The organism is Chloroflexota bacterium (assembly GCA_026706485.1).
Lineage (GTDB): Bacteria > Chloroflexota > UBA11872 > UBA11872 > UBA11872 > JAJECS01.
Map to the genome: position 1 here is coordinate 164,930 of JAPOYR010000006.1, position 25,075 is coordinate 190,004.

General features: G+C 66.6%; 21 protein-coding genes and 1 pseudogene. 6 read left to right on the forward strand and 16 right to left on the reverse strand.

The window, feature by feature from the left end:
* Nucleotides 1-4 precede the first annotated feature (4 nt).
* The 5 genes from OXG79_05535 to OXG79_05555 form a co-directional block, all read right to left on the reverse strand.
* On the reverse strand, nucleotides 5-808 hold the full coding sequence (locus OXG79_05535; protein ID MCY3783230.1) for an ABC-2 family transporter protein: 804 nt from the start codon (nucleotides 806-808) through the stop codon (nucleotides 5-7).
* A 2-nt stretch (nucleotides 809-810) separates the two neighbouring features.
* Nucleotides 811-1,626: an ABC-2 family transporter protein gene (locus tag OXG79_05540; protein MCY3783231.1), complete on the reverse strand. Its 816-nt coding sequence runs from the start codon at nucleotides 1,624-1,626 to the stop codon at nucleotides 811-813.
* A 9-nt stretch (nucleotides 1,627-1,635) separates the two neighbouring features.
* Entirely contained in the window at nucleotides 1,636-2,511 is an 876-nt protein-coding gene (locus OXG79_05545) for an ATP-binding cassette domain-containing protein (protein MCY3783232.1), read from the reverse strand.
* A gap of 320 nt (nucleotides 2,512-2,831) precedes the next feature.
* On the reverse strand, nucleotides 2,832-3,635 hold the full coding sequence (locus OXG79_05550; protein MCY3783233.1) for an ABC-2 family transporter protein: 804 nt from the start codon (nucleotides 3,633-3,635) through the stop codon (nucleotides 2,832-2,834).
* 2 nt (nucleotides 3,636-3,637) lie between these two features.
* A complete protein-coding gene (locus tag OXG79_05555; GenBank protein MCY3783234.1) occupies nucleotides 3,638-4,453 on the reverse strand; it encodes an ABC-2 family transporter protein in 816 nt (271 codons plus the stop codon).
* Nucleotides 4,454-4,686: 233 nt separating this feature from the next.
* Here OXG79_05555 and OXG79_05560 point away from each other — a divergent pair, with 233 nt between their 5' ends.
* The 4 genes and pseudogenes from OXG79_05560 (at nucleotide 4,687) to OXG79_05575 (ending at nucleotide 8,462) form a co-directional block, all read left to right on the forward strand.
* On the forward strand, nucleotides 4,687-5,223 hold the full coding sequence (locus tag OXG79_05560; protein ID MCY3783235.1) for a ferritin: 537 nt from the start codon (nucleotides 4,687-4,689) through the stop codon (nucleotides 5,221-5,223).
* 334 nt (nucleotides 5,224-5,557) lie between these two features.
* Nucleotides 5,558-6,691 carry a phytanoyl-CoA dioxygenase family protein gene (locus OXG79_05565; GenBank protein ID MCY3783236.1) on the forward strand — a complete coding sequence of 378 codons (1,134 nt, stop codon included), beginning with the start codon at nucleotides 5,558-5,560 and terminating at the stop codon, nucleotides 6,689-6,691.
* A gap of 175 nt (nucleotides 6,692-6,866) precedes the next feature.
* Nucleotides 6,867-7,928, forward strand: a complete 1,062-nt coding sequence (locus OXG79_05570) for a hypothetical protein (GenBank protein ID MCY3783237.1) — start codon at nucleotides 6,867-6,869, stop codon at nucleotides 7,926-7,928.
* Between the two features lie 192 nt (nucleotides 7,929-8,120).
* Nucleotides 8,121-8,462 (forward strand): annotated as a pseudogene (locus tag OXG79_05575) (NUDIX domain-containing protein).
* A gap of 39 nt (nucleotides 8,463-8,501) precedes the next feature.
* Here the strand turns inward: OXG79_05575 and OXG79_05580 are convergent.
* From OXG79_05580 to OXG79_05600, 5 genes are all read right to left on the reverse strand, one after another.
* Nucleotides 8,502-9,398, reverse strand: coding sequence for a dihydrodipicolinate synthase family protein (locus tag OXG79_05580; protein ID MCY3783238.1), 897 nt, complete (start codon nucleotides 9,396-9,398; stop codon nucleotides 8,502-8,504).
* Nucleotides 9,399-9,675: 277 nt separating this feature from the next.
* Nucleotides 9,676-9,870 (reverse strand): hypothetical protein, encoded by a 195-nt coding sequence (locus OXG79_05585; GenBank protein ID MCY3783239.1) that lies wholly within the window; start codon nucleotides 9,868-9,870, stop codon nucleotides 9,676-9,678.
* Nucleotides 9,857-11,659, reverse strand: coding sequence for a hydantoinase B/oxoprolinase family protein (locus OXG79_05590; protein ID MCY3783240.1), 1,803 nt, complete (start codon nucleotides 11,657-11,659; stop codon nucleotides 9,857-9,859). Before OXG79_05590 ends, OXG79_05585 begins: the two co-directional genes overlap by 14 nt.
* A 1-nt stretch (nucleotide 11,660) precedes the next feature.
* A complete protein-coding gene (locus tag OXG79_05595; GenBank protein MCY3783241.1) occupies nucleotides 11,661-13,685 on the reverse strand; it encodes a hydantoinase/oxoprolinase family protein in 2,025 nt (674 codons plus the stop codon).
* Between the two features lie 197 nt (nucleotides 13,686-13,882).
* Nucleotides 13,883-14,833 (reverse strand): ABC transporter permease, encoded by a 951-nt coding sequence (locus OXG79_05600; protein ID MCY3783242.1) that lies wholly within the window; start codon nucleotides 14,831-14,833, stop codon nucleotides 13,883-13,885.
* A 236-nt stretch (nucleotides 14,834-15,069) separates the two neighbouring features.
* Between OXG79_05600 and OXG79_05605 the strand changes: the two genes are divergently transcribed.
* Nucleotides 15,070-16,230 (forward strand): L-rhamnonate dehydratase, encoded by a 1,161-nt coding sequence (locus OXG79_05605; protein MCY3783243.1) that lies wholly within the window; start codon nucleotides 15,070-15,072, stop codon nucleotides 16,228-16,230.
* Between the two features lie 30 nt (nucleotides 16,231-16,260).
* Nucleotides 16,261-17,199, forward strand: coding sequence for an aldo/keto reductase (locus tag OXG79_05610; protein MCY3783244.1), 939 nt, complete (start codon nucleotides 16,261-16,263; stop codon nucleotides 17,197-17,199).
* Between the two features lie 177 nt (nucleotides 17,200-17,376).
* On the opposite strand, the gene OXG79_05615 is transcribed toward OXG79_05610, so the two are convergent.
* From OXG79_05615 to OXG79_05640, 6 genes are all read right to left on the reverse strand, one after another.
* Complete coding sequence (locus OXG79_05615; protein ID MCY3783245.1) at nucleotides 17,377-19,245, reverse strand: ABC transporter substrate-binding protein; 1,869 nt, start codon at nucleotides 19,243-19,245, stop codon at nucleotides 17,377-17,379.
* Nucleotides 19,246-19,489: 244 nt separating this feature from the next.
* Nucleotides 19,490-21,403: an ABC transporter substrate-binding protein gene (locus OXG79_05620; protein MCY3783246.1), complete on the reverse strand. Its 1,914-nt coding sequence runs from the start codon at nucleotides 21,401-21,403 to the stop codon at nucleotides 19,490-19,492.
* A gap of 99 nt (nucleotides 21,404-21,502) precedes the next feature.
* Nucleotides 21,503-22,393, reverse strand: coding sequence for an ABC transporter permease (locus OXG79_05625; GenBank protein MCY3783247.1), 891 nt, complete (start codon nucleotides 22,391-22,393; stop codon nucleotides 21,503-21,505).
* A 154-nt stretch (nucleotides 22,394-22,547) separates the two neighbouring features.
* Nucleotides 22,548-23,417 (reverse strand): EamA family transporter, encoded by an 870-nt coding sequence (locus OXG79_05630; protein MCY3783248.1) that lies wholly within the window; start codon nucleotides 23,415-23,417, stop codon nucleotides 22,548-22,550.
* Nucleotides 23,418-23,503: 86 nt separating this feature from the next.
* Nucleotides 23,504-23,992, reverse strand: a complete 489-nt coding sequence (locus tag OXG79_05635; protein ID MCY3783249.1) for a DUF3830 family protein — start codon at nucleotides 23,990-23,992, stop codon at nucleotides 23,504-23,506.
* A 64-nt stretch (nucleotides 23,993-24,056) separates the two neighbouring features.
* A complete protein-coding gene (locus OXG79_05640; GenBank protein ID MCY3783250.1) occupies nucleotides 24,057-24,971 on the reverse strand; it encodes an aldo/keto reductase in 915 nt (304 codons plus the stop codon).
* Nucleotides 24,972-25,075 lie beyond the last annotated feature (104 nt).

Here is a 25,075-nt window from a genome sequence, read left to right on the forward strand (position 1 = left end):
AGTCCTAGGAGGCTCCCCAGACTTCCGGCGTGCCAACCGACTGGTATTTGCGCAGGGCGAAGCGAAGGGTCACCAGCCCGCCGGCCATCATGGCCAATCCCACCGGGAGACCCAACACGCCGGGCATCAGGTACTCGTCCGGCCGCAACGCAAACGCCACCGGATAGAACACGGTGAACGCGATCGGAATGGCCGTCAGGACGCCCCGCAGCGGCTGACCCATGATGTCGATGGGGTACCGCGAGTGGTCCATGAACGACGCGATGCCGTGAAAGAACTGTCGCGAGCGCGTGAACCACGCGCACGACAGGAACATGATGAGCCGCATGCCGGTCAGCACGAATACGGTGCACAGCAGTGCCAGCAGCAACAGGCCAGTCTGCCCCAGACTTTCGAAGACTCCGCTGTTCACGGCCGACACGGCCGTGGTGGCGACGAAGGTGATGACGACCATCGAGTAGCGCGGGTGCGAGGCATCGAGGTTTGCCCAAAGCACGATCGGCACGGGGCGCACCCGGGCATAGTCGAACTGGCCTGAGTAGAAGTAGGAGTCCACCTTGTTCGGGAACGCGAAGAGGAAGTTCCCGATTGCGTCGGCCAGCATCGCCATGCTCCACATCAGCATGACTTCCCACGCCGTCCATTGGCCAAGCTGGGGAGTCACGGCAAAGATCACGCCGATGAACGCCAGTCGAACGGCTCGATACAACAGGTCGCCGATGACGGTGGCGATGGTGTCCGCGCGGTACTGTGCGAGCACCTTGGGCATGAGCCGAAAGCCTTCAACGTAGATCCAGGCCCAGCGCACGGTCAGCCGCCCTGGACCAGCACGCGACGCACCAGCCGCATCCAAAGGAATCGCCCCGCCACGATCATTCCAACGCCCCAGGCTGCTTGAACACCGAGGGCCGCAAGCGCATCGAGGCCCTCCAGCCGTCCGAGGTAGATCAAGGTTGGCGAGGACACCATCGCGTGGAATGGAAACACTAGCGCGAGGGTGCCCAGCCATGCCGGGAGCAACGAAAGGGGAACAAGCCCGCCGCTCAGCAGCTCCTGCACGGCCACCCGAAACATGTGGATACCAGGTGACCGGGTGACGACGATCGTCAACGCGGCCATCAGGTAGTGAAAGCCGGCGGCCACCAGCCACCCCAGCGCCACGCTCAGGGCAAACAGCACCGCCTGCACCCCTGAGTCCGGGTCGCCGATGACGCCGGTGAGACGGAAGACGAGCCACGTCGGCAGTGCCACCATCAGCGTGTCGACGGCAAACACGCCCAGCCACTGGGAGTAGCGCAAGACCTGGTTGTCGATGGGCCGGACGAGGTCCATCGCAATCTCGCCGGAATCCACGCTGCCCATGGCCTTGTAGAAGAGCTGCCGGTTGGCATGGCTCATGCGGGCCAGGCTCACGACCTGCGCGACGGCGATGTAGGTGGCCAGCTCCGCCGCGGTGAACTCCGCTTGGGCCTCGGGCGAGTTCTGCCGGATCGCGTCCCAGAGATTCACCAGAATCCACGTATTGAGCAGGGTGATGCCCAGACTCATGAAGAACCCGAACCGAAGCGCCAGGCTGACCTTCACGTACGACCAGGCGACGGCGGTGAGCTTGACGAGTTCCCGCACGAGGCCGGGCTAGTCCACGCCGTGCTGATAGACGCTGAGGATCACGTCCTCGATCGGCGGATCGAGCACCGTGATGCTCCGCAGCCGAGAAGTCTCCATGATGAGGCTCACGGCGCTCACGATGTCTTCGGCGGCGCCAATGCCCGACACCCGCAGGCGCGTGCCGTCGACCACGATGGCGGCTCCCGGCCAGCGCTCGGCCAGCCTGGCGCGCGTGGCATGCGCCGATCCATCGGCCAACTCGGCCTGGATCGAACGCGTCGAGGCGTGGCGGTTCAGCAGGTGCTCCAGCGATCCGTCATAGATGAGCGCGCCCTCGTTGAGCACCAGCACGCGCTCGCACAGCTCCTGGATGTCGGTGAGGTCGTGGGTGGTGAGGATGATCGCGGTTTGGTGCTCCTGGCTGATGGAGCGGATGAACTCGCGGATCGCGTGCTTGCCCTCGATGTCAAGGCCAATCGTCGGCTCGTCCAGATAGACCACCTGTGGACGGTGCAGGAACGCCGCCGCCAACTCGCAGCGCATGCGCTGGCCGAGGCTCAGCGTTCGCACTGACTGGCGCATCAGCTCATCGAGCCCCAGCAGCTCGGACAGCTCCCGCAGCCGCGCCTCGTAGTCCGCCTGGCTCAAGCCGTAGACCTTCCGCAGCAGCGCATAGGCGTCGATGGGCGGCAGGTCCCACAGCAGGTGCGACCGTTGGCCGAACAGCACGCCGATGTTGCGCGCGTTGTCGATGCGTTGCTTGAAGGGGTCGAGTCCCAGGATCCGGGCGTCGCCGGATGTGGGGTAGAGCACGCCCGCCAGGATCTTGACCGTCGTCGATTTGCCGGCGCCATTTGGTCCCAGCAAGCCGACGATCTCGCCCTCGGCCACGTCGAACGACACGTCGTCGACGCCGCGAATCTCGCGGTACTGCGGCGCGACGAACGACCGCAGCCACCCGAGGCGTCCGGGACGCCGCCGTTCGACGCGATAGGTCTTGGTCAGGCCATTGGCCTCGATTGCCGCGATGGGAACCTCGCTTCCGCTTGCGGTGGTTGGATTCCTGGCTGCCGCTGACGCGGCGCCCCAATATTCAGCCTACTCCCCACCGCGATGAGCGTCAGGGGCTCCCCTGAAGCTGGGAACTCAACCGCGAACGCTGGAATCCTGGCGCCCCGGCTGTCCTCCTGCGACTAGCGACATCCGCTGCCGCCGCGGACCTTCTAGGAAGCTCCCCACATCTCCGGGGTGCCGACCGACTGATATTTGCGGAAGGCGAATCGGAGCATCACCAGACCCCCGGCCATCATGATTGCCGCCACGGGCAGCCCCAGGATGCCCGGCATCAAGTACTCGTCCGGCCGCAGGGCGAACGCGGCGGGATAGAACACCGTGAACGCCAGCGGAATGGCCGTCAACACGCCTCGGAGTGGTTGGTCCATGACGTCGATGGGGTAGCGCGAGTGATCGGTGAAGGCGGCAATCCCGTGCGATAGCACGCGCGACCGCGTGAACCAGGCCGCCAGGCAGAAGAGCATCAGCCGCATGCCGATGAACACCAATCCGGTGCTCAAAAGGGCGATTGCCAGCAGCCCCATCTGCCCGGCGCTTCCCAGAATTCCTGTGTTCGCCGCCGACACGATCGCCACGCTGAGCATCACAACGACCAAGCTGACATAGCGCGGCTGGGTCGCCACCGTATTGGCCCACAGCACGATCGGGGCCGGTCGGACTCGGACGTAGTCGAGATCTCCTTCGTGGAAATAGCGGTCAATCACCGTCGGAAAGACGAAGAGCAGGTTCCCGACGCTCTCGGCCAGCATGGCCGTGGCCCACATGAGGGTGATCTCCCACGGCCCCCACTGCCCCAATTGCGGCGTGACCGCGAATAGCAAACCGACCACCAGCAGCCGTATGACCCGGTATCCCAGATCGCCCAGAATCATCGAGAGCGCGTCCACGCGGTATTGCGCCAGCCGCTTGAGCGTCAGCCGCAGACCCTCGACATAGATCCAGGCCCAGCGCATCGTCAGCCTCCCTGGACCAGCACGCGCCGTACGAGCTGCGTCCAGAGCAAGCGACCGCTCACGATCAGGCCAAGGCCCCAGGCCGCCTGAATGCCCAGGGCCGCCAGCGCGTCAAGGCCTTGCAGATGACCGATGTAGATCAGCGTCGGCGAGGACACCATCGCGTGAAACGGAAAGATCACCGCCGCCGTTGCCAGCCAGCCCGGCATCAGCGCCAGCGGGATGAAGCCGCCTCCCAGCACCTCCTGCAGCGCCACGCGCAGCAGGTTGACGCCTGGCGTCTGGGTAATCACCAGTGTCAGGGCGGCTAGCAAATAGTGGAAGCCCGCCGCCACCAGCCAGCCCAGCGCCACGCTCACGGCAAACAGCCCCGCCTGCACGCCGGAATGCGGATCGCCGACGATGCCGGTGAGACGGAAGATCAGCCAGGTCGGGACGGCCACCATCAGCGCATCCACCGCGAATACGCCCAGCCATTGCGAGTAGCGCAAGACCTGGTTGTCGATGGGACGCACCAGGTCCATGGCGATCTCGCCCGTATGGACGTGGCGCAGGGCCTGGTAGAAGAACTGCCGATTGGCGTGGCTCATCCGCGCCAGGCTCACGACCTGCGCAACCACGATGTAGGTCGCCAGCTCGACGGCGGTGAATTCGGCTTGCGCCTCGACTGAATTCTGGCGGATCGCGGCCCATAGCCCCACGAGAATCCAGGTGGTGAGCAGGGTGATCGCCAGACTCATGAAGAACCCGATGCGACGCGCCAGGCTGACCTTGACGTAGGACCATCCGACGGCGATGGGCAGAGTCACGGCGTGCATCGGCCGGGCTATTCCACGCCGTGCCGAAAGGCGCTGAGGATCACGTCCTCGACTGGAGCGATGGAGACCTCCCGTGTACGCGTGGTGCGCGACTGCCTGACAGCCGCCAATGGCTCGCCGGACCTCCAGCCTACTTCCCGCCGCGCCGCACGATGCCCGGGCTTTCGCGGCTCGGCGGCCTCCGTTGCATAGAATCGAGTAATACCGATCGGATTCTCAGGAGCCCCACCCGAATGCCCATGAACGACGACTTGGCCGATGCGCTCAACGCGCAGATCACCCACGAATTCAACGCCTCCTACATCTACCTGGGGATGGCGGCCTACTTCGAGTCCCTGGACCTCGACGGCTTCGCCGGCTGGATGCGAGCGCAGAGCGCGGAGGAATGGGACCACGGCATGCGCATCTTCAACCACCTGGCCGCTCGCGACGTCCCGATCACGCTGGCGGCGCTGCTGAAGCCCAAGACGGGCTACGACGGGCCGCCGGCCGCCGTAGCGGCTGCGCTGGCATACGAGCAGGGCAACACCCGCGCCGTCAACGCGCTCTATGCCAGGTCGGTCGAGTGCGGCGACTACCAGGCCAAGTCGCTGATGGACTGGTTCGTCAACGAGCAAATCGAGGAAGAGGACACCCTGCGCACCCTCCTGAGCCAGCTCAAGATCGCGGGTGGGGACGGCGCGGGCCTGCTGATCCTCGATCGTGAGCTCGGCGCGCGGCAAGGGGCGTCGGCGGACGGCGGGGACATGGGAGGCGACTCAGCCGAATAGGGGGGGCCTCGGGATCCGTCATTTCCGCGGAGCCTGTCCCCGCGCAGGCGGGGAGCGGGAATCCACCTTCAATGAACCCGGGGCGCGCGCCGAATGCTTGGCGTCGGGCGGGTCTGAGACCCGCCCCTACCGGACTCTGCAAGGGTTTCCGGAGGCGGGAATTTAGTCCACGTCCCGCGGCAGCCCGATCGCGGATTCTCGCGGCCATCCGCTGGCAGCGGGCATTCATTCCGCCTGTGGAAAGCAAAGCGGCCGAATATTCCCATGGGAAGACGGCAGGTGCGCCATAATTCGGCATAGGCCCCGGTCGTATCGCGATCAAGGTAGGGATCCCATGGTGAGCATTACCCCGAGCGTGCCGCAGGTAGAGCCCGTCCCCGAACGGAAAGTCACGGCCGTCCCGACCGTGCCGCAGGTACCGGCGCTGACCGAGAGTCAGATCGCGCAGTTCAAGCGCGACGGATTCCTCGTGCTGCCGGGGGCGCTCGATGCCGAGTTGTGCCGCCGCGCGCGGGACGACATGTGGGAGGCGATCGGCACCTATCTCCCCCGCATGAAGCGCGACGACCCCTCCACGTGGACGCCGATCACCGACGAGGAAAAGACCAACTTCCCGGTCGCCTATCACGGCGGGCAGCCCTATTTCGGCGGCGGTAACACGCGCTATTACGTGCGCAACGGCACCAAGGAATTCATGCTCGACCTCGGCCCCCGCGCGCTCTGGACCGTGGCCGAGCAACTCCTCGGCAAGGGCACTGTCGTGTGGCCGGCCGGGCGAGACGAGTCTGGGTCCACCACTGGTCCCTGCCTGATGAGCGACGAGGCGATGGAAGTGTTGTACGGCCAGGACCTGGAGACCTGGCCCAGCCTGCCTACGTTCAAGACGCAAACCCTGCGGCTGCCGCAGCAGGGAATCGAGCTCCTCACCGGGCAGGGCACGCGCGGCCTCTACTGCACGCTGCCCAACAGCCCGGACCCGGGGCCCAACTGGCGCGGCGCGCACTCCGATGGCTCGTCCTATGGCCGCTTCCGGCTCAACTTCGCGGCCTACATCGACGACCTGCCGCCCGCGTCCGGCGGTTTCACCGTGTGGCCGGGCAGCCATACGCGAATTTGGGAGCACCACTGGAAGACGTTTCACGCCGGTGAAACACACGTTGGACGGCGCCACAACGCGCGCAAGGTGGGTGGCCACGCACGCTTGGCCGATCCCATCGTTGAGGCCGTGAAGGCCGACACCCAGGCGGTCGACACCTATGGCCCGACCGGTTCAGTGGTGCTGTGGCACCACAAGATCCTGCACGTTCCCGGCCAGAACACGTCCAACGACGTGATCCGCCAGGCCACGATCTATGGATACATGAAGTCGCCCGAGGCCCTCTCCGACGAGATGGCGATGACCGATGCGGGCGGCGACATCTGGCGCGATTGGTCCGACGAGGTGCGCGCAATCGACCCGGGCACCTAGGCCCCACCTGCAACCGCGATGGGGGCAGCCCTTGTGGCTGTCCCCACGTGCACCAATTCCCTGTAGGGGCGCCCCCTCGTGGGCGCCCTCCGGAATCGATCCGAGCACGTCGATCCGGGGTGACGAGGTCCCACTGCTACCGTGGCCGAATCGGGACGAACCCCAAGGACGCCGCATGACCTCGGAGTTGCAGCGTTGCGTCGCCGAATACGAGCGGCAGGCGGCGGCGGACGCCGCGACGGCCGATCACTCGCTGCTGGCCGACGGGTTGGCCGCGTTCGAGCGCCTGCCGCCTGACCGTCGCCTCGCGACCGAGAACGTCCGAGCCGCGGTCAGGATCTTCAGCCGTCTGCGCAAGCGAGCCGAAACCGTCGACCTGCTCACCGAGTATCTGGAGCAGGACCTGGAAACCGACGACGAGGAGTGGGCGCGCTGGGAGCGCACCGACAACCTCGCGCTGATGCGCCGCTTCGAGGAGACGGTGGAAGCCCAGCGCGACGACTACGCCTGGGCGAAGGAACGACTCGAACCGCACCGCTGGCTTCGGGTCATGTACGACGGCACGCAGGCCCTGGCGTGGTGGGGCAGCGGGAAGCTCGATGAGTGGCTGGGCATCGTGTATGAGCTTCGCGCCACCGTTCCCGTCGACGAGCGCACACGCGAGTCGTGGTTTCATCTCAATCGAACCGAAGTGGTGGTGCTCGAGCATGACGAGCGGATCGACCACGCACTCGCGGCCGCCGACCGGGTCGTCGCGCTGGCCGATCGCTTTCCGGAATGGGATATGGCCGAAATGGTTCGGGTGGAAGGGGACTTGACACGCATGTCCGTGCTCACGCGGGCTGGTCGCGGCGAGGAGTTCGACGCCGCGGCCGACCGGGTAATTGCGCGTTTGGCCGAGTTTCCGGCCACCCGCACGGTTGCTCCTGGCGGCCCGAATCAGTACGTGGTCCTCTGTCACAACGCCGCTGCAAGACTCTATTCCGCCAAGCGATACGAGCGCGCGGCACGGCTATTCCGGGAGGCGGCCCGGGGTAAAGCGCCCTATCTCACCTATATATTTCTGGCCGCGTGCGTGTGGGCGGACGCCAAGGATCGCCGCGAAGTGATGGACTGCCTGCGCGAGGCGGCCAAGCGAGATCCTTCGGGATCCGTCTGGCAGCGCGCCCAAAAGCTACCGGAGCTCGCCGACCTCGCCGACGACGCGGAAGTCAAGGCTGCGGCGGAGGGTACCTAGTCGTCGCGGCCTTGTGCCCGCGCAGCGTCCAGGCGAAACTTCGGACTAGCCCTGGTGCCCGCAAGGCTTGGTCACAATATTGTCGACGCTGGCGAATTGGCTCCGTTCGTGGTGAGCCTGTCGAACCACGCCCCCAAGACGCGCTCGGAAGACGCCCTTCGACAAGCTCAGGGCGAACGGATTCGTGTCGGTCTCCGCCCACGGGCCACGGCGGTCGTGGTCCGTGATGACCGAGTGCTGCTCGTGAGCGACAAGGCTGGGATGTTCATGTTGCCCGGAGGCGGCATCGAGCCCGGCGAGCGGCCCGAGGCGGCCGCCGTCCGGGAGTTGCACGAAGAAACGGGCCTCAGCGCAACCCGAACGGACTACATGTTCTCGTGGGACAGCGGCACCAACCATCACCTGGTGTTCCTCATCGAGGCGGAGGGCGCAGTCGAAACTGGCCTCGAGATCAGCGACTTCCGCTGGTGGGATGGGCGGGAGCCCGTGCCGACCTACCCGCACGTTGCGGTGGTGCTCGAACGCCTGGGCTAGCGGATCGTCCGCAGCCGGCAATGACCAGACGGCGGATGGCTAGGCGGACTCTAGTAGCTGCCCGATCAGAAAGTCCGCATAGGCCAGGGAGTCGGCGTCAATGGTGACGGTGGGGTTGCGCAGGGTGGCGTGCTCCAGCAGGCCGCGGGCGACGAGCAGGCGCTTTTCGAGGGCGTTGAAGAACTCCATGTCGGAGAGGCCGAAGGCCAGCCACGGCACGAGCGGCTCGAACGCCGCCAGCGCCTCCGCCGCCTGGCCGTCGACGGCGAGCCGCCACGCGGGCGCCAGGCGGTCGGTGAGCGCGAGGCCGGGCATGATGCCAACGATGCCGGTCGGCACGAGCTCAAGCATGTAGAGCCCGCCCCAGCCCTCGAACACCTCCACGCGTCCGCCGGTGGCCTCGATGATGGCGCGCACCTTCGGGCCCATGCGCGGCTCTTCGAGCTTGATGTAGCGGAAGTTCGGGCAGACGTCGGCCAGCTGGGCGCAGAATTGGGCGCCGACGGAGCTGCCGCTCGGGTTCCAGTCCTGGATCAGCACCGGCGCAGAGACCGCGTCGCAGACGGCGCGCGCGTAGTCGAACTGATCGCCGTCGGTCAGCGGAAACTGGCGCGGGAGCGCGAAGGAGATGACCTCGGCTCCGATGTCGGCGTTCTGGCGGGCGAGCTGCGCCGCGCCCTGGGCCGAGCCGTGATTGCACTGCGCCATCACCGGCAGGCGGCCGCCGGCCTGGTCCACGGCGACCTCGACGACCTCGAGCCGCTCGGGCTCGGTGAGCTTGTAGAACTCGCTGCCATAGGCCGGCAGGCAGATGGAGGCGGCCTCGGCCTCCACGGCGAAGTCGACCAGCCCGCGAAGGGCGGTCGTGTCGACCGATTCATCGCCGGGAACGAACGGCGTTGGGACGATGGGGACGACGCCCGAGATTGCCGTCATGTATTCCCCCTCACCCTATCCCTCTCCCACGGTGGGGAGAGGGGATTCTCCAGTCGTAGCGCGAGCGCGCCCACGATCGCTGTAGGGGTAGCCCTTGTGGCTGCCCGGGTCACCGGCCGGGCGGGCGCCCACAAGGGGCGCCCCTACAGGAAGCGACTCGGTGGAGGAGCAGCCGTTTCGGCTGCCCTGGTTTTCGGCGGAGCGGGCGACCACGAGGGGCGCCTCTACAGGGACGGGATGTCCGATGTCCGCGGAGCCGAGGATCATGACCCGCGTGCTAGCCGTCCCCGCCGCCCTGGGCGGCTGCCTTCTGCCCGTAGCGCGGATACCAGTAGGTCCGATAGATGCGGAAGCACTTGTCGCTGCAGACGATGACGGGCTTGCCTTCGTGCTCCTTCACCATTTCCTGCACCGGAATCAAGATGCCGCAGCTCTGGCAGCGCGGCATTTCGTCGACTTCACGTTGCGGCATGCGCCATCTCCTCTCGCTTCAGGCGGGTGGCGTCCCGATCGATCGCGCCCGCGTCATCCAGCACGACGCCGTAGGTCTGCTCCGCGGCTTGGGCGTCGATCAGCTCGTCGGCGATGTCCTGGCGCACCAGCTCCGGGTGCCGCTCATGGGGGGCGCCGTAGCCGCCGCCACCGGGCGTGCAGAGCATGATCAGGTCACCTTCTTCGAGCTCGACGTTTGAAAATTTGCCCGCCGATATGCGGTCATACAGGTCCTTGGCCGAAAGCCACTGGTCGCTGCCCGCAGTCTTGAACAGCAGCGCCGCGTTGCCCGCGGGATCGCCGCCCTTGAGGCCCCACGGCCTGAACCAGGTGCGATTCACGTGGGCACTGATGGTGATAGGCGCCAGGCAGCGCCAGATGCGCCGCACGCCAAAGCCTCCGCGGTGGGCGCCCGGCCCGGTGCTCTCGGGAATGACGCTGTACTCCTCGATGCGCACCGGATAGCGGACCTCGATCACCTCGCAGGGCGAGTTCAGGCAGTTGCCGTTCTTCGTCACCATCGCGTCGTTGCCGTCGGCGTCGATGCGTCCGCCGCAGCCCATGCCCTCGATGTGCAGCAGCACGAACGGCTCGCCGGTATCGGTGTTGGTGCCGTAGATGCCGAGCAAGCCGCTGGTGCCGCCGTCGCAGGCCTGGCTGCGGTCGCTCATCTGCGAAAAGGCGGCGAACAGCACGTCCATGGTGTTGGGATAGGTGTCCGAGTTGCCGCCCACGCACGACCCGGGGTAGTTGACGTTCACCACCGTTCCCGGCGGCGCCACGATGGCGATGGGCCGGTAGGCGCCGTGGTTCCACGGGATGTCGTCGGGAATCATGTGGAAGATCGTGGCGTAGGTCGCGGATGCGGTCGTGCCGAACGACTGGTTGATCGCGCCGGCCGACTGGGGATCGGACCCTGTGTAGTCGACCACGATCTCGTCCCCGCGCACGTTGACCTCGGCGGCGAACCGGTAGGACGTGTCGGGCAGCACGCCGTCGTCTTCGATGATCCCTTCCGCCGCATAGGCACCGTCGGGCATGCGCGCGATCGCCTGCCGCATCATGACCTCGGACACGTCCTTGATCTGCTCCGACAGCAGGTTGAAGCGGTCGATGCCGAGGCGGTCGATGAGGTCTATAATGCGGCGTTCGGCCAGGTAGGTCGAGCCCACCATCGCCATCAGGTCGCCGCGCGACACCTTCGGCGTGCGCACGTTGGACGTGATGATGGCGAAAATGTCTTCCACCGGCTCGTCGTTCTTGTAGATCTTGATCGGCGGCAGCCGCAGTCCCTCCTGGAAGATGTTGCGCGTATCGCCAAAAGCTGCCGGCACCATGCCGCCGATGTCCGTCATGTGGGCGATGTTGGCCGCGTAGGCCACGACCTCATCTTTGTAGAAGCACGGCTTCAGCGTCATGAACTCCGGCATGTGGCAGCCGCCGCGATAGGGGTCGTTGTGGAGGATCACGTCGCCGGGATGCATGTTTTCAGGGCCGACCTCTTTGATGGCCCACTCGACGGTGTGCACGATGGCGCCAATGTGCGCCGGGCAAAAGTCGCCCTGGGCGATCATCTGGCCGGCGGCGTCGAACACGACGCAGGAGAAGTCACGCGCCTCGTTGAACATCGTCGAGTAGGAGGTGCGCAACATGGCCGCGCCCATCTCCTCGCAGGTGCCGATCAGGTAGTTGCGCGTGACTTCGAGCTGGACCGGGTCGTCGATATTCAGGTCGGCGACGCTGCGCTTGGCGGATGTGTCCTGCACCATCTCACTCCACCTCCAGAATGATGCTGCCACGCGGCTCGACGCGCGCCGACCAGTCGGGTGGAACGATCGCCGTGGCGTCGTCTTCCACGATCATCGCCGGACCCTGGAAGGTGTTGCCGGCGCGCAGGTCGTCGCGGTGATAGAAGGGCGTGGACAGCAGGCCGTCCGTTTCGGTGAAGTAGACCTCGCCCACCTTGACCGGAGCCGGCATGGGGCCCGGTGGGACATCCGGTAGCAGCACCTCCCGCCGCCGGGCGATGGCCGTCAGGCGCATGTTGACGATTTCGAACGCCGACTCCGGGAAGCTCCAGCCGAACTGGCGATCGTGCTCGGCGTCGAAGGCCGCGCGCGCGGCGGCGATGTCCTCGGCGGCGATGGTTCCGCCGGCAACCGGGACCTCGAGCTCCCAGTTCTGACCGTAGTAACGCAGGTCCAGGCTGCGCTGCATGTCCGGCGGATCGCCGAAGCCCTCGCGCGCGAAGTCGTCGCGAGCGCGCTGCTCGAGATCGTCGAAATCGCTCTGCACGGTCTCGACATCGATGTTGTCGGAGTAGGTGATGCGCGTCTGCATGTAGTCGAACCTGGTGTCGGCCATCAGCGCGCCCAGGGCGCTGAACGCACCGGGGAACGGCGGCACCACGACACGCTGCATGCCCAGATGATCGGCCAGGTAGGCGCCGTGCAGCGGGCCCGCGCCGCCGAAGGCCACAAGGGCGAACTCGCGGGGGTCAATGCCCTGGTCGATGGTGAGCAGGCGCATCGTTTCGGCCATGTTGCTATTCATGATTTCGAGGATGCCCGCCGCGGCGCGCTCCGCCGAGAACCCCAGTTCCGAGCCGATGCGCTCGACCGCCGTCCGGGCGGCCTCGGGCACCAGCTGCACGTCGCCGCCGAGCTTGAACGCGGGGTCTAGCCGACCCAGCACCACGTTGGCGTCGGTTGAGGTCGGCTCGGTGCCGCCGCGGCCATAGCTCGCCGGGCCGGGATCGGCGCCCGCGCTCTGCGGGCCAACCTTGAGCAGCCCGGCTGCATCCAGCCACGCAATGCTGCCGCCACCGGCTCCGATGGAGCGGATGTCGAGCATGGGCGTGGCGATGGGGATGCCGAACTCGAGCTCGGTGGTCGTGGTTTGCGCGGCCCGCCCGCCGGCCACCAGACAGGCGTCGAAGCTGGTGCCCCCGATGTCGGCGGTCATCAGCGGATCGAGCCCCAGGTCCTGCCCCAGTTGCAGGCTGCCGATCACGCCGCCGGCAGGGCCGCTTTGGATCATGGTGACGGGCTCGGCCTTGGCGGTGGCCGTCGCCATGACGCCGCCGTTGCTGCGCATGATCAGCAAGCCACGCGCGCCTTGGCGGTCCAGCTCGTCTTCGAGCGACGTGAGGTATTCGTCGATGCGCGGTTTGAGGTAGGCATCGATCACCGTCGTGCTCGTGCGCTCGAACTCACGCCACTGGGGGAACACGTCCGAGCTGATCGAGACGTAAGCCTCGGGATAAAGCTCCTGCACGATTTCCCGCGTGCGGCGCTCGTGCGCGGGGTTGAGAAACGAGAACAGATAGCTGACGGCGATGGCCTTGACTTCCTCGGCGCGCAAGCGCTCCACCGCGGCTACCACGTCCTCTTCCACCATCTCCTGCACGACCTCGCCGTGCGCGCCGATGCGCTCGCGCACCTCCAGGCTGAGCGCGCGGTCCACTAGGTGCCGCGGCTTGCGCCAGTGCAGGTCGAACGACTCCGGGCGCACGATGCGCTGGATGCGCAGCACGTCGCGAAAGCCCTGGGTGGTGATGAGCCCGATGCGCGGCCCGCGGCGCTCGATGAGCATGTTGGTGCCGACGGTGGTGCCGTGCACGAAATACTCGATGGCCGCCGGATCGATTTCGGCTTTCGCCAGCGCGTCGAAGATGCCCTGCGACGGCGAGGCGGGCGTCGTGAGCGACTTCGCGACCTGCAACCCGGTGTCGCCATCGGTGGCGATCAAGTCCGTGAATGTGCCGCCCATATCGACCGCGACGTTATGTGCCACTCCAGCGCTCCAATTCACATTCAGACCAGGGACAGGCGGTCCCTGACGGGCGTTTGGGCAACGCCGGCAGAACGGGCGGTCGGCACCGTTCGCGCGTCGCCGGAACGCGCCAGCCTAGAGGATATAGAGATTCCTGAAAACCCGGGCCGTGGCGCGTGGCGTCCGTGCCGTCGATCGTCGGAGTGTGGGGCGCCTGCCTACGCGAGCCGGACGCGCGGATCGATGTAGGTGTAGAGAATGTCGACGAGGAGGTTCGCAATCACGTAGATCGTGGCCGCCAGCATCACCAGCGCCTGCACCACGGTGTAGTCGCGCGTGAGGATGGCCTTGACCAGCGTGAAGCCGATGCCCTTGCGGCTGAACACCACTTCGATGACCACCGCGCCGATGAGCAGGCTGCCGAACTGCAAGCCCACGATCGTCACCACCGGGATCAGCGCGTTCTTGAGCGCGTGGCCCCAAACGACCGTGCTCTCGCGCACCCCTTTCGAGCGCGCGGTTCGGATGTAGTCGCGGCTCATCACGTCGAGCATGGAGGAGCGGGTGAGCCGGGCCACAATCGCTGCGCCGCCGATACCCAGGGCGAGCGCGGGCATGATGAGCTCCTTGCCGTTGCCGTTGGCAATGGCCGGCAGGAAGTTATTCATATTGATGGCGAAGATGTAGATCAGCAGCAGGCCGATCAGGAAATTGGGTACGGAAACCCCCAGCACCGCGATGAATTGGCTTGTGTAGTCGACCCAGGTGTGATGGCGCATGGCCGAAATCACGCCGGCCACCAGGCCGATGAAGAGCGTCACCGCCATGCCGGCCAGCGTGAGCAACAACGTCGAGGGGAATTGCTCCGCGATCACATCCGTGATGGGCTGCTTGGTGCGGAACGAGCGCCCAAGGTCGAGCCGCAGCACGTCCCAGATGTAGTAGACAAACTGCTCGGGAATTGACTTGTCGAGGTGCAGCTTCGCCTTCGCTTGCTCGAGGGCCTCGATCGAAACCGATGTGTTGGACGTGCCGCCCGCGTCGCTGCTGTAGTAGAAGACCGTGACGGGATCGCCGGGGATCAGGCGCAGCAAGACGAACACCAGCAGCAGGACGCCCAGAATCACCGGGATAGCGGCGAGCAACCGCCGGACGATATATCGCCCCATGTTGCGCCTGCTCCTAACTCACCGTGCGGACGGTCCTACGAGGCGCCTCGTGTAGGTTTGAGCCTAACCATCCTTCGAGTGGCCTCAGGCTCGGCAGTGTAGCCGACGGGTCATCCGGCGAGCACGCTGCCGACGATGCGAAGGATGCCGCGGCGTGCATCCTCACCCCAGGGGCGAGGTTGCGGATTCGCTCTCGTGAGACACTGCGCACAGCCTGGCAGCGGTGCCCTCGCGAGTTGAAGATCACAAGCGTCGAGACCAAAGAGCTCTGGCTGCCCGTTCGCGATCCCGATGCGGGTCGGCGACGCCCCGGCTGGCTCGAGCGGAAGCCCATCGCGAATCCGATGTCGCGCTATTTCCCCGCCGAGTCCAACATGCTGTGCTGGGTGCCGGACTGGCCGGACTTCCTCGTCGTCGTGACGGCCGAGGACGGCACGCAGGGGGTGGGCCCCGGGAGATACGGGCGTCCCGTGGCCGCCGTCATCCAGGACTACCTGGGGCCGCGGATCATCGGCGAGCCCGCGCTGGCGACCGAGCGGCTGTACGACATGCTGGTCCGGCTGTGCACGCCCTTCGGCGCCACCGGTCTTGCGTCGTACGCCGTCAGCGGCATTGACCTGGCGCTGTGGGATCTCAAGGGCAAGGTGATGGATAGGCCCGTCTACGAACTGCTTGGCGGACCGGCCCGAGACTACGTGCCGTGCTACGCGACCTGCGGCGACGTTGACTGGGTCAAGGAGTTGGGCTTCACGGCCGTGAAGGTGCCCTGTCCCTTCGGTCCCGACCAAGGGCTGGACGGCATGCAGCGCAACGTCGCGAGCGTGGCGGCGGCACGGGAGTGCATGGGCGATGACGCGCAGCTCATGCTTGACTGCTGGATGATGCTGGACGTGGAGTACGGCGTGCAGTTGGCGGAATCGCTGCGCCCCTTCGGCCTGGCCTGGATCGAGGAGATGCTCCGTCCGGAGGACTTCGACGGCTACGCGCAGCTGCGGGCGCGCCTACCCTGGCAGACGCTGGCGACGGGTGAGCACTGGTACACGCCGTTTCCATTCCAGCATGCGGCGTCGCGCCGACTGGTCGACATCCTGCAGCCGGATATCGCGTGGGTGGGCGGATTGACGCCCCTGCTCAAGATTTGCGCCATCGCGGACGCGGCGGGACTGTCCGTCATTCCGCACGGCGGGGCTGGGAGTCCGTATGGGCAGCACGCCCTCTTCGCCCTCCCGGCGATCCCGCTTGGCGAGTGGTACCTCGCCACGGCGCCGGGGGTTCCGCTGGAGAATGGTCCCTTGTTGCCGGGCACGGTCGTGCCCAGGAATGGCCGAGTGCGACCGACCGACGCGCCCGGCTTTGGCGTGGAGATCGATGCCGACAAGCTGCCGGCGTTCCTTTAGGAACGGCGCGCCGGCGCCGGGATCTGGCTGATGGAGTATCGGCGCCTGGGCCGGACGGGCCTCGAAGTGTCGCTGGTGGGACTCGGCACCGGCGGGCCAAGCCAGTTGGGCCAGACTCGCGGCACCACGCCCGACGCGGCTCGCGCATTCGTCCGACGCGCGCTCGACCTGGGAATCAATTACTTCGACACCGCGCCGGTCTATCACGACAGCGAAGCGCTGCTCACCCATGCGCTGGACGGCGTGCCGCGAGATGAGACCGTGATCGCGACCAAGTATCCGAGCGTGGTCGACGTGCATGCGGACGCGCCGCCCTTGGCGCCTCCGAGCGTCATTCGTCCATCGGTCGAAGCTAGCCTGCGGCGGCTCCGGCGGGACGTGGTGGACATTGTGCTGATTCACGCCCTGCGGCCGGAGCTCTACGACGATTGCCGCGAGCGCCAGGTGCCCGAATTGCTACGCCTCAAGGACGACGGCCTGGCGCGGTTCGTCGGGATTTCCGGATGGCCGGTGATGGTGGGCCGCGCCGTCGCCGACGGATGGCCCGACGTGGTGATGCCGAACTACAACCTGCTCACCCATGCCGCCGAACGGCATGTGTTCACGCCGGCCCGCGTGCACGACGTAGGCGTGGTCGCCATGACGCCCGTGCGACGCGCCATGTCCGATCCGGCGCATCTGCGCGAGGTGGTGAGGCGAATGAAGGCCGAAGGCTTGGCGCCGATTGGGTTAGTGCCAGACGCGCAGCCGCTTGACTGGCTCGTGCACGGCGACGTGGAGTCGGTGATCGAGGCGGCCTACCGCTTTGCGGCCGCGCCCCCGGAGGTCGCGTGCGTGCTGACGGGAACGGCAGACCCGGCCCATCTCGAATCGAACGTCGAAGCGGTGCTGCGCGGACCATTGCCTGCCGCCGACGTCGAGCGGCTGCGGGCGGCCTTCGGCGGCCACGACGAATACTTCGGCGACTAGAGCCGAAGACCGACGGAGCGGAAAACCGCTGCGCGGGGCAGGAACGCAGACCGCCGCCGGGCCTGCGTCGACCTGTTCCGCGACAAGCACGAGGCTCGTCCGCGGGCAGGTCCCGGCCGAGGCTTCCGCCCATCCTCGGCCACCCAGACCCGGCGGCGGTGCTGAACTCCCTAGACGCTAGCCGCCCTTCTTGTCGTAGAAGTCCATCGCGAACGCCTGGTCGAGCAGCGTGGAGTGCGCCACGCCACCGATCTGGTCGCTGTTGTAGAACCACTGCGCCATGGCGTCGGCCAGCGGGATGTTGACGGCAGCCTCCTGGATCAGGCGGTTCGCCTCCATCCACATCTCGGCGCGCTTGGACTCGTCGAACTCGGCGCGGGCCCCGTCGAGCAGTGCGTCGATGGGGTCGCCCTCGGTCGCCACGCCCGGCTCACCGTTGTAGTTGAGGAACGCGAACGCGCGGCCCGGCAGCCCGTAGTTCGACGTGTGGTACTTGGCGTACAGCACGTCGGCGTCGGGGCCACGCCCGCCGGTCCACTGGTGGGTGTACTTCCCTTGCGCCATGTCGTTGATGTAGGTCGCGAACTCGACGTTCGGGATGTCCACGAAGATGCCAATGCTGGACTCGATGTCCAGCTTGTACAGCTCGCTCAACGGGTTGGGCGTGTTGGGGAACTCCACCTGCATGCGCTGGCCGTCGCGGTAGCGGAATCCGTCCTCGCCGCGAGCGTAGCCAGCGTCATCCAGCAGCTGGTTGGCCTTGCCGACGTCCCACGGGTAGAGGTCTTCCATGGCCTCGTTGTAGCCGATGGTGCCCGGCGTGAGGATGTTGCCCGCGATGCGCGGGATCCCGCCGTTGCCGCGCTGCACCACGAGCTTCTTGTTCACCGCGTGGTTGAGCGCCTGGCGGACGACGATGTCGTCGGTGGGCCAGCGTGTCGAGTTGATGTGCAGGAACCACGGCATGCCCGAAGACATCCGCCCAAGGATGGCGCGGTTGTCCTGCTTCGCGAAGCGCTCCATGTCGATGAACTGGAAGTGCTGAATCCAGTCCACCTCGCCGGCCTCGAAGGCCGCCGCCCGGGCCACCGCGTCCTGCGCCAGGATCTGGATGACGAACTCGTCGGGGTACGGGGCCCCCTTGTTCGTCGCCCACTCCGGCGCCCACGCGTAGTCTTCGTTCCGTTCGTAGGTGACGGAGACCTGCTCCTGCCACTCCTTGAACTTGTACGGCCCGGTGCCAACTGGGTTGCGCGCGATGTCCTCGCGGTAGGTGATGTAGGCCTGCGGCGAAGCAAATGTGATCTGACGGTCCGAGAGGACCTGCATGAAGAGCGCCTGCGGCGTCTTTGTCTTCAGATCGACGGTGAACTCGTCCACCACCGTGAGGCTCTCCACGTCGCCGACCTTGCCCGCAATCTCGCCCCGCTCCAGGCTCTCGTCCAGGAAGAGCATGAAGTTGAACGCCACCGCCTCGGCGTTGAACGGTGTGCCGTCGTGGAACACGACGTCCTGCCGCAACGGGATGCGGCGGGTCAGGCGGTCATCCGACAGCTCGGGCATGTCGGCGGCCAGCCGCGGGAAGATGCGGTTGTTCGGTCCCCAGGTGTACAAGGTCTCGTACATCGGGAAGCCGCTGCGGTAGGACCACTGGTCCATGCGCACCGGGTTGAACGACGTGATGGGACCAGGCGTACCCCAGGTGATGCGGCCACCACGGGTCGGGTTCCACTCGCCGAGCGGAACGGCCTCGTCGGAGCGGAAGAGGTTGATCCCCTTCAGTGCGCCGCGCGCCGCCGTCTCGGCCTCGATCTCGACGATGACTTCCTTCTCGACGACGACTTCCTTTTCGACGACGACTTCCTTCTCGACGACGACGGCCTTCTCGACTTCCTTGATGACTTCCTGCGTCACCACCTTCTCGACCTCGACCTGTTGGATCTCGGTGACGGTGACGATCTTCTCGACCTCGACTTCCCTGATCTGCACCTCGCCCTCGCCACAGGCTGCGAGCGCGGCGACGCCGACGCCGCCTGCCAGGGCCAAAGCCCCGCCACGCAGGACGTGTCGACGACTCAGAGACTTACCACGATCCATAGACCTTCCTTCCAATTGCAGGCTCTCCGGGCCTGTGCGCGAGAGGATACCAGCCCGCGCGGGCGATTTGCACCGCGCGGAAGCTGTTGGTCGTGGGTCCCTTTAATCGTCTACGCGGGCGCGCGAAGGAGTATCGGCGCCGCCGCCGAGCGGTCCCTGACCCGCCCGGCGACGGCGCCGATCTCCCTAGGCGCTAGCCGCCCTTCTTGTCGTAGAAGTCGAGCGCGGTGGGTGGTTCGTGCACCGTGGAGTGCGCTATGCCGCCGATTTGGTCGCGGTTGTAGAACCACTGCCCCATGGCGTCCGACAGCGGAAGATTGACGGCGGCCTCCTGGATCAGGCGGTTCGCCTCCATCCACATCTCGGCGCGCTTGGACTCGTCGAACTCGGCGCGGGCCCCGTCGAGCAGTGCGTCGATGGGGTCGCCCTCGGTCGCCACGCCCGGCTCACCGTTGTAGTTGAGGAACGCGAACGCGCGGCCCGGCAGCCCGTAGTTCGACGTGTGGTACTTGGCGTACAGCACGTCGGCGTCGGGGCCACGCCCGCCGGTCCACTGGTGGGTGTACTTCCCTTGCGCCATGTCGTTGATGTAGGTCGCGAACTCGACGTTCGGGATGTCCACGAAGATGCCGATGCCGGACTCGATGTCCAGCTTGTACAGCTCGCTCAACGGGTTCGGCGTGTTGGGGAACTCCACCTGCATGCGCCGGCCGTCGCGGTAGCGGAAGCCGTCCTCACCGCGGGTGTAGCCGGCGTCGTCCAGCAACTGGTTGGCCTTGCCGACGTCCCACGGGTAGAGGTCTTCCATGTCCGGGTTGTAGCCGATGGTGCCCGGCGTGAGGATGTTGCCCGCGATGCGCGGGATGCCGCCGTTGCCGCGCTGGACGACCAATTTCTTGTTGATGGCGTGGTTGAGCGCCTGGCGCACGACGATGTCGTCGGTGGGCCAGCGCATCGAGTTGATGTGCAGGAACCACGGCATGCCCGGGGCCAATCGTCCAAGGATGATGCGGTTGTCCTGCTTTGCGAAGCGCTCCAAGTCGATGAACTGGAAGTGCTGGATCCAGTCCACCTCGCCGGCCTCGAAGGCCGCCGCGCGGGCTACGGCGTCCTGCGCCAGAATCTGGGTGACGATCTCGTCCGGGTACGGCGCCCCCTTGTTCCTCGCCCATGCGGGTGCCCAGGCGTAGTCATCGTTCCGCTCGAAGGTGACCGAAACCTGCTCCTGCCACTCCTTGAACTTGTAGGCGCCGGTGCCGACCGGATTGCGCGCGATGTCCTCACGGTAGGTGATATAGGCCTGCGGCGAGGCAAACGTGATATGAAAATCGGCAAGCACCTGCATGAACAGCGCCTGCGGGGTCTTCGTCTTCAGATCGACAGTGAACTCGTCCACCACCGTGACGCTCTCGACGTCGCCGACCTTGCCCGCGACCTCGCCCCGCTCCAGGCTCTCGTCCAGGAACAGCATGAAGTTGAACGCCACGGCCTCGGCGTTGAACGGCGTGTCGTCGTGGAACTTCACGTCGCGGCGCAACGGGATGCGGCGGGTCAGGCGGTCAGCGGACAGCTCGGGCAGGTCAGCGGCCAGCCACGGAATGATCTTGTTGCCCGGCGCCCACGTGTACAGGTTCTCGTACATCGGGAAGCCGTTGCGATAGGACCATAGGTCCATGCGCACGGGGTTGAGCGACGTGATCGGGCCCGGTGAACCCCAGGTGATGCGGCCACCCCGGGTCGGGTTCCACTCGTCGAGCGGGACGGCTTCGTCGGAGCGGAAGAGGTTGACGCCCGTCTGAACGCCGCGCGCGACCGTCTCGGCCTCGATCTCGACGACCTTCTCGACGATGACTTCCTTTTCGACGACGACTTCCTTCTCGACGACGACGGCCTTCTCGACTTCCTTGAGGACTTCCTGCGTCACCACCTTCTCGACCTCGACCTGCTGGATCTCGGTCACGGTGACGATCTTCTCGACCTCGACTTCTCGGATCTCTACCTCGCCCTCGCCGCAGGCTGCGAGCGCGGCAACGCCGACGCCGCCCGCCAGGGCCAGGGCCCCGCCACGCAGGACGCTTCGACGACTCAGAGACTTGCCACGATCCATGATTTCCTCCCCAAATATTTGGCTTTCCGAACCTGTGCGTGAGGATACCAGTCAGCGGGTTTTCGGTCGGTCAGGAATCAGTCGCCGCGACGGACGGGGCTACTGCGCCCAGGCGCTCGCTTGCGGGTCCAGCGCCTCGCGCAGGCCGTCGCCCAGCATGTTGAACGACAGCACCGTCAAGGCCAGCGCCAGCCCGTTGAAGATGCAGATCCACGGGGCCAGGGCGAGCACCGCGCGGTATTGGGCAATCTCCAAGCCCCACTCCGGCGTGGGCGGCGAGGCGCCCAGGCCCAGGAAGCTGAGTCCGGCTGCCGAGATGATGGTCGAGCCCAGCCCCAGCGTGGACATGATCAGGATGGGGCTGAGGATGTTGGGCAGGATGTGGCGCACGATGATGCGGGTGTCGCGCATGCCGATGGCGCGCGCCGCCCGCACGTAGCCGAACTCCTTGGCGGAGAGCGTCGATCCACGCACCACGCGCGCATAGAAGGGAACGCCTGCCACGCCCAGGGCGATCATGGCGTTCGTGAGGCTGGGCCCGAGTGACGCGACGATCACGATGGCGAGCAGCAGCCCCGGAAACGCCAACAGCACGTCGAGCAGGCGGCTGATGACCATGTCGATCCGCCCGCCGAAATAGCCGGCCGCCATGCCGAGAATCGTGCCGCCGGCCCCGGCCAGCAAGACCGCCACGAACCCGACCCGCAGCGAGATGCGCGAGCCGTGGACCACGCGGCTGAAGACATCTCGGCCAATGTCGTCGGTGCCAAAGGGAAAGAACGCCGGTTCCACTTCACCGCTCTCGCCCACGCGGGTGCCGCTGGACCAGGGCGGGAGCAGGCGGTTCTCGAGCACCGACTCGAGCGTCGGCTTGGTGTTGATGCCTTCCGGCGCGATGAGGTCGGCGAAGATGGCGCACAGCGCAAACAGAATCAGCACCACGCCGCCGGCCATGGCGGCGAGGTTGCGGCGCAACCGCCGCCACGCCATCGACCATTCGCTGCGCACGGCAGCCGAAGCCACCGCGTCTATGGAGGCTGTGTCGGACAGGGGTTCGGCTGTTGCCATTGCCGCCGGTAGGAGAGGGGCCGCGATTCGCGGACGATACTACATAGGCCGCTCGGCGGGGCCGGCCGACGGCGGTCTACGCCAGCGCCACCAACGCGGCCCCGGCGGCGATGGCGGCGGCGCCCACGAAGCGCGGGGCGTGCCGCGGCTCACCCAGCAGTGTCATACCGAGGGCCGCGCCGATCAGGATGCTGACCTCGCGGGCGGCGGAGACGTAGGGCGCGGGCGCCATGGTCAGCGCGATGAGCACCAGGAGATAGGCAGCCACACAGAGGATGGCCACCAGCGTCACGTCGAGCTTGGACACGGACACCTGACGCCAGGGACGCCATCCATAGCGCGCCAGCACCACCGGCGTGAGTATCGCGGCGGCAATGAGCCACATCAGGTAGACGTAGGTGAGTGGATTCACCACGGACACGCCTTGCTTATCCACCAGCGTGTACGAGGCGATCAGGACGCCGGTGAACGCCGCGTAGCGACCGCCGGGATGCAGCAGTGCGCGTGCCGGATCCAGCAGCGAGCTAAGGCGCAGACTCCGCAGATTGAGCACGTAGATGCCGGCAACCACGGTGAGCACGCCGGCGAGCCCCGTCGGCGAGACCGATTCGCCGACGAGCCAGACGCTCACGACCAGCACCAGCGCCGGCCCCAGGCCCCGCGCTAGTGGATAGGTGACGGAAAGGTCCGCGCGCGCGTAGGCGTTGGCCAGCGACCAGAAATAGGCCGCGTGCAGCGCTCCGGTGGCCACGATCCAGCCCCAACCGGCCGCTGGAATCGGCTCGAGGATGACGCTCACGACGAACGCGGGCAGATACAGCACCGACGAGATGACCAGCGCGAGCCAGAAGAACACCGGATGTCCCTGGCCGCGCTTGGCGAGCAGGTTCCAGACGGCGTGCAGCGCGGCCGCCGTAAACACCAGGGCGAGCGCAGCCGGAGGCACAGTGAATCCCCGCGGGAGGTCGTGAGGTGCGGCAAGCTACCACGGAGGCGCTGCGGCCCCTCGGCCAAATGGCGTCGAGGCCGGGGCTAGGACATCCTGATCTGGATGGTGGCGGTGCCGTCGTAACGCAGGCGCTCGCAGCGCCCGGCAAAGGCCTGCCAGATGTCCGACGGGCCGTCATACGTCCCAAAGACGTTCGCGGCTTCGAGTGTGATGAACTTCCCGGGAATGGTGGGGCGGGCGTAGCGGTCGTAGGGCCAGTAGACCTCGCTCAGCGCCCCCGGATGGCCGTGCCGCGTGCCGGCTTCGTAGTGCGTGAAGATCAAGTCGCCCGGGGCTACGCAAGTGGTGGCGTTCTCGATCGGCGCCACGACCGTCGGGTCAAAGTAGAACGCCGCGATAGTCCCCGAATAGATCGCATGGAGGCACTCGGCCTGCTCGGGCAGCCCCGCCGTCACTGCCGCGCAGGTCTGCGGCGCCGCCTCCCACAACAGCTTGAAGCGGGCCGGCGGCGCGCCCGGTAGCTCGAGCTCGATGGTCGAAACCGTGGACTCTCCTGTGTCTGATGCGGTCATGGCTGGCGCCTCCTGCGTGAAGCGACTGGTACCCGACTGTAGGTCGCGCTCCTGGTGTCTGCCTCTATGAGACTGCCGCGATGGCGGCCAGTTCGGCCCGCTCGCTCTCGGTCATGCGCCACTCGACGGCGCGGACGTTCTCCTCGATCTCCTCGGGGCGCTTCGTCCCGGCCAGCGCCACGCTCACGATCGGGTTGGCCATCACCCACGCCAGCGCCAGCTGCGCCACCGTGAAGCCGCGGTCGCGGGCTGCCGCCTTGAGCCGGTCCACCCGCCGCAGGTAGCTCAGAAAGTGCTCGCGCTCGAACAGCGGCTGCTCGAACACCGTGCCTCGGCTGCGAAAATCGTCCTCGCCGAAGGTCGTTGCCGGCGTCATGGCGCCCGTCAGCAGCCCATGCGCCATGGGACCGAACGCCATCACGCCGAGCCCCTGCGACTGGCAGAACGGAAACAGTTCGGCCTCCGGTCGGCGGTCGAAGAGGTGATAGCCGATCTGCTCGGTGACGATCGGGAACGTCTCCAGGCACTCGCCGAGCTGGGCGGCGTTGAAGTTGCTCACGCCGCCGTAGCGGACCTTGCCCTGCTCTTGGAACTCGGCCATGGCGCCCATGGAGTCGGCGATGGGCACGCTCGCGTCCGGCCAGTGGATCAGGTAGAGGTCCAGGTAGTCCGTTTGCAGCCGCTCCAGGCTGCCTTCCAGGTCCGCGGCCATCTTGTCGGGCGCGGTGCTGCCCTTGCTCACCAGCACGACTTCGTTCCGGCGTCCCTTGAGCGCCCGTCCGACCAGCTTCTCGCCCTCGCCGAGCCCGTAGCCGGCGGCGGTATCGACCAGCGTGACTCCGAGGTCGATGGCTCGGTGGATGCTGCGAATGGCCTCGTCATCGTCAAACGGGCCGTACTGCCCCCGTCCGATGGGAAATCCGCCGAATCCGATAACGGATGTCACCAGATCGGATTGGCCCAGTCTGCGGTACTCCATGTCGGCGTCCCTCCGCGTGTTCGCGCGCGAGTTTTCCCCCTCACCCTAACCCTTGTATGTGCCGGGGCGGGTATGTTCCGAGGACTCTCGGAATGTCCGAGGGC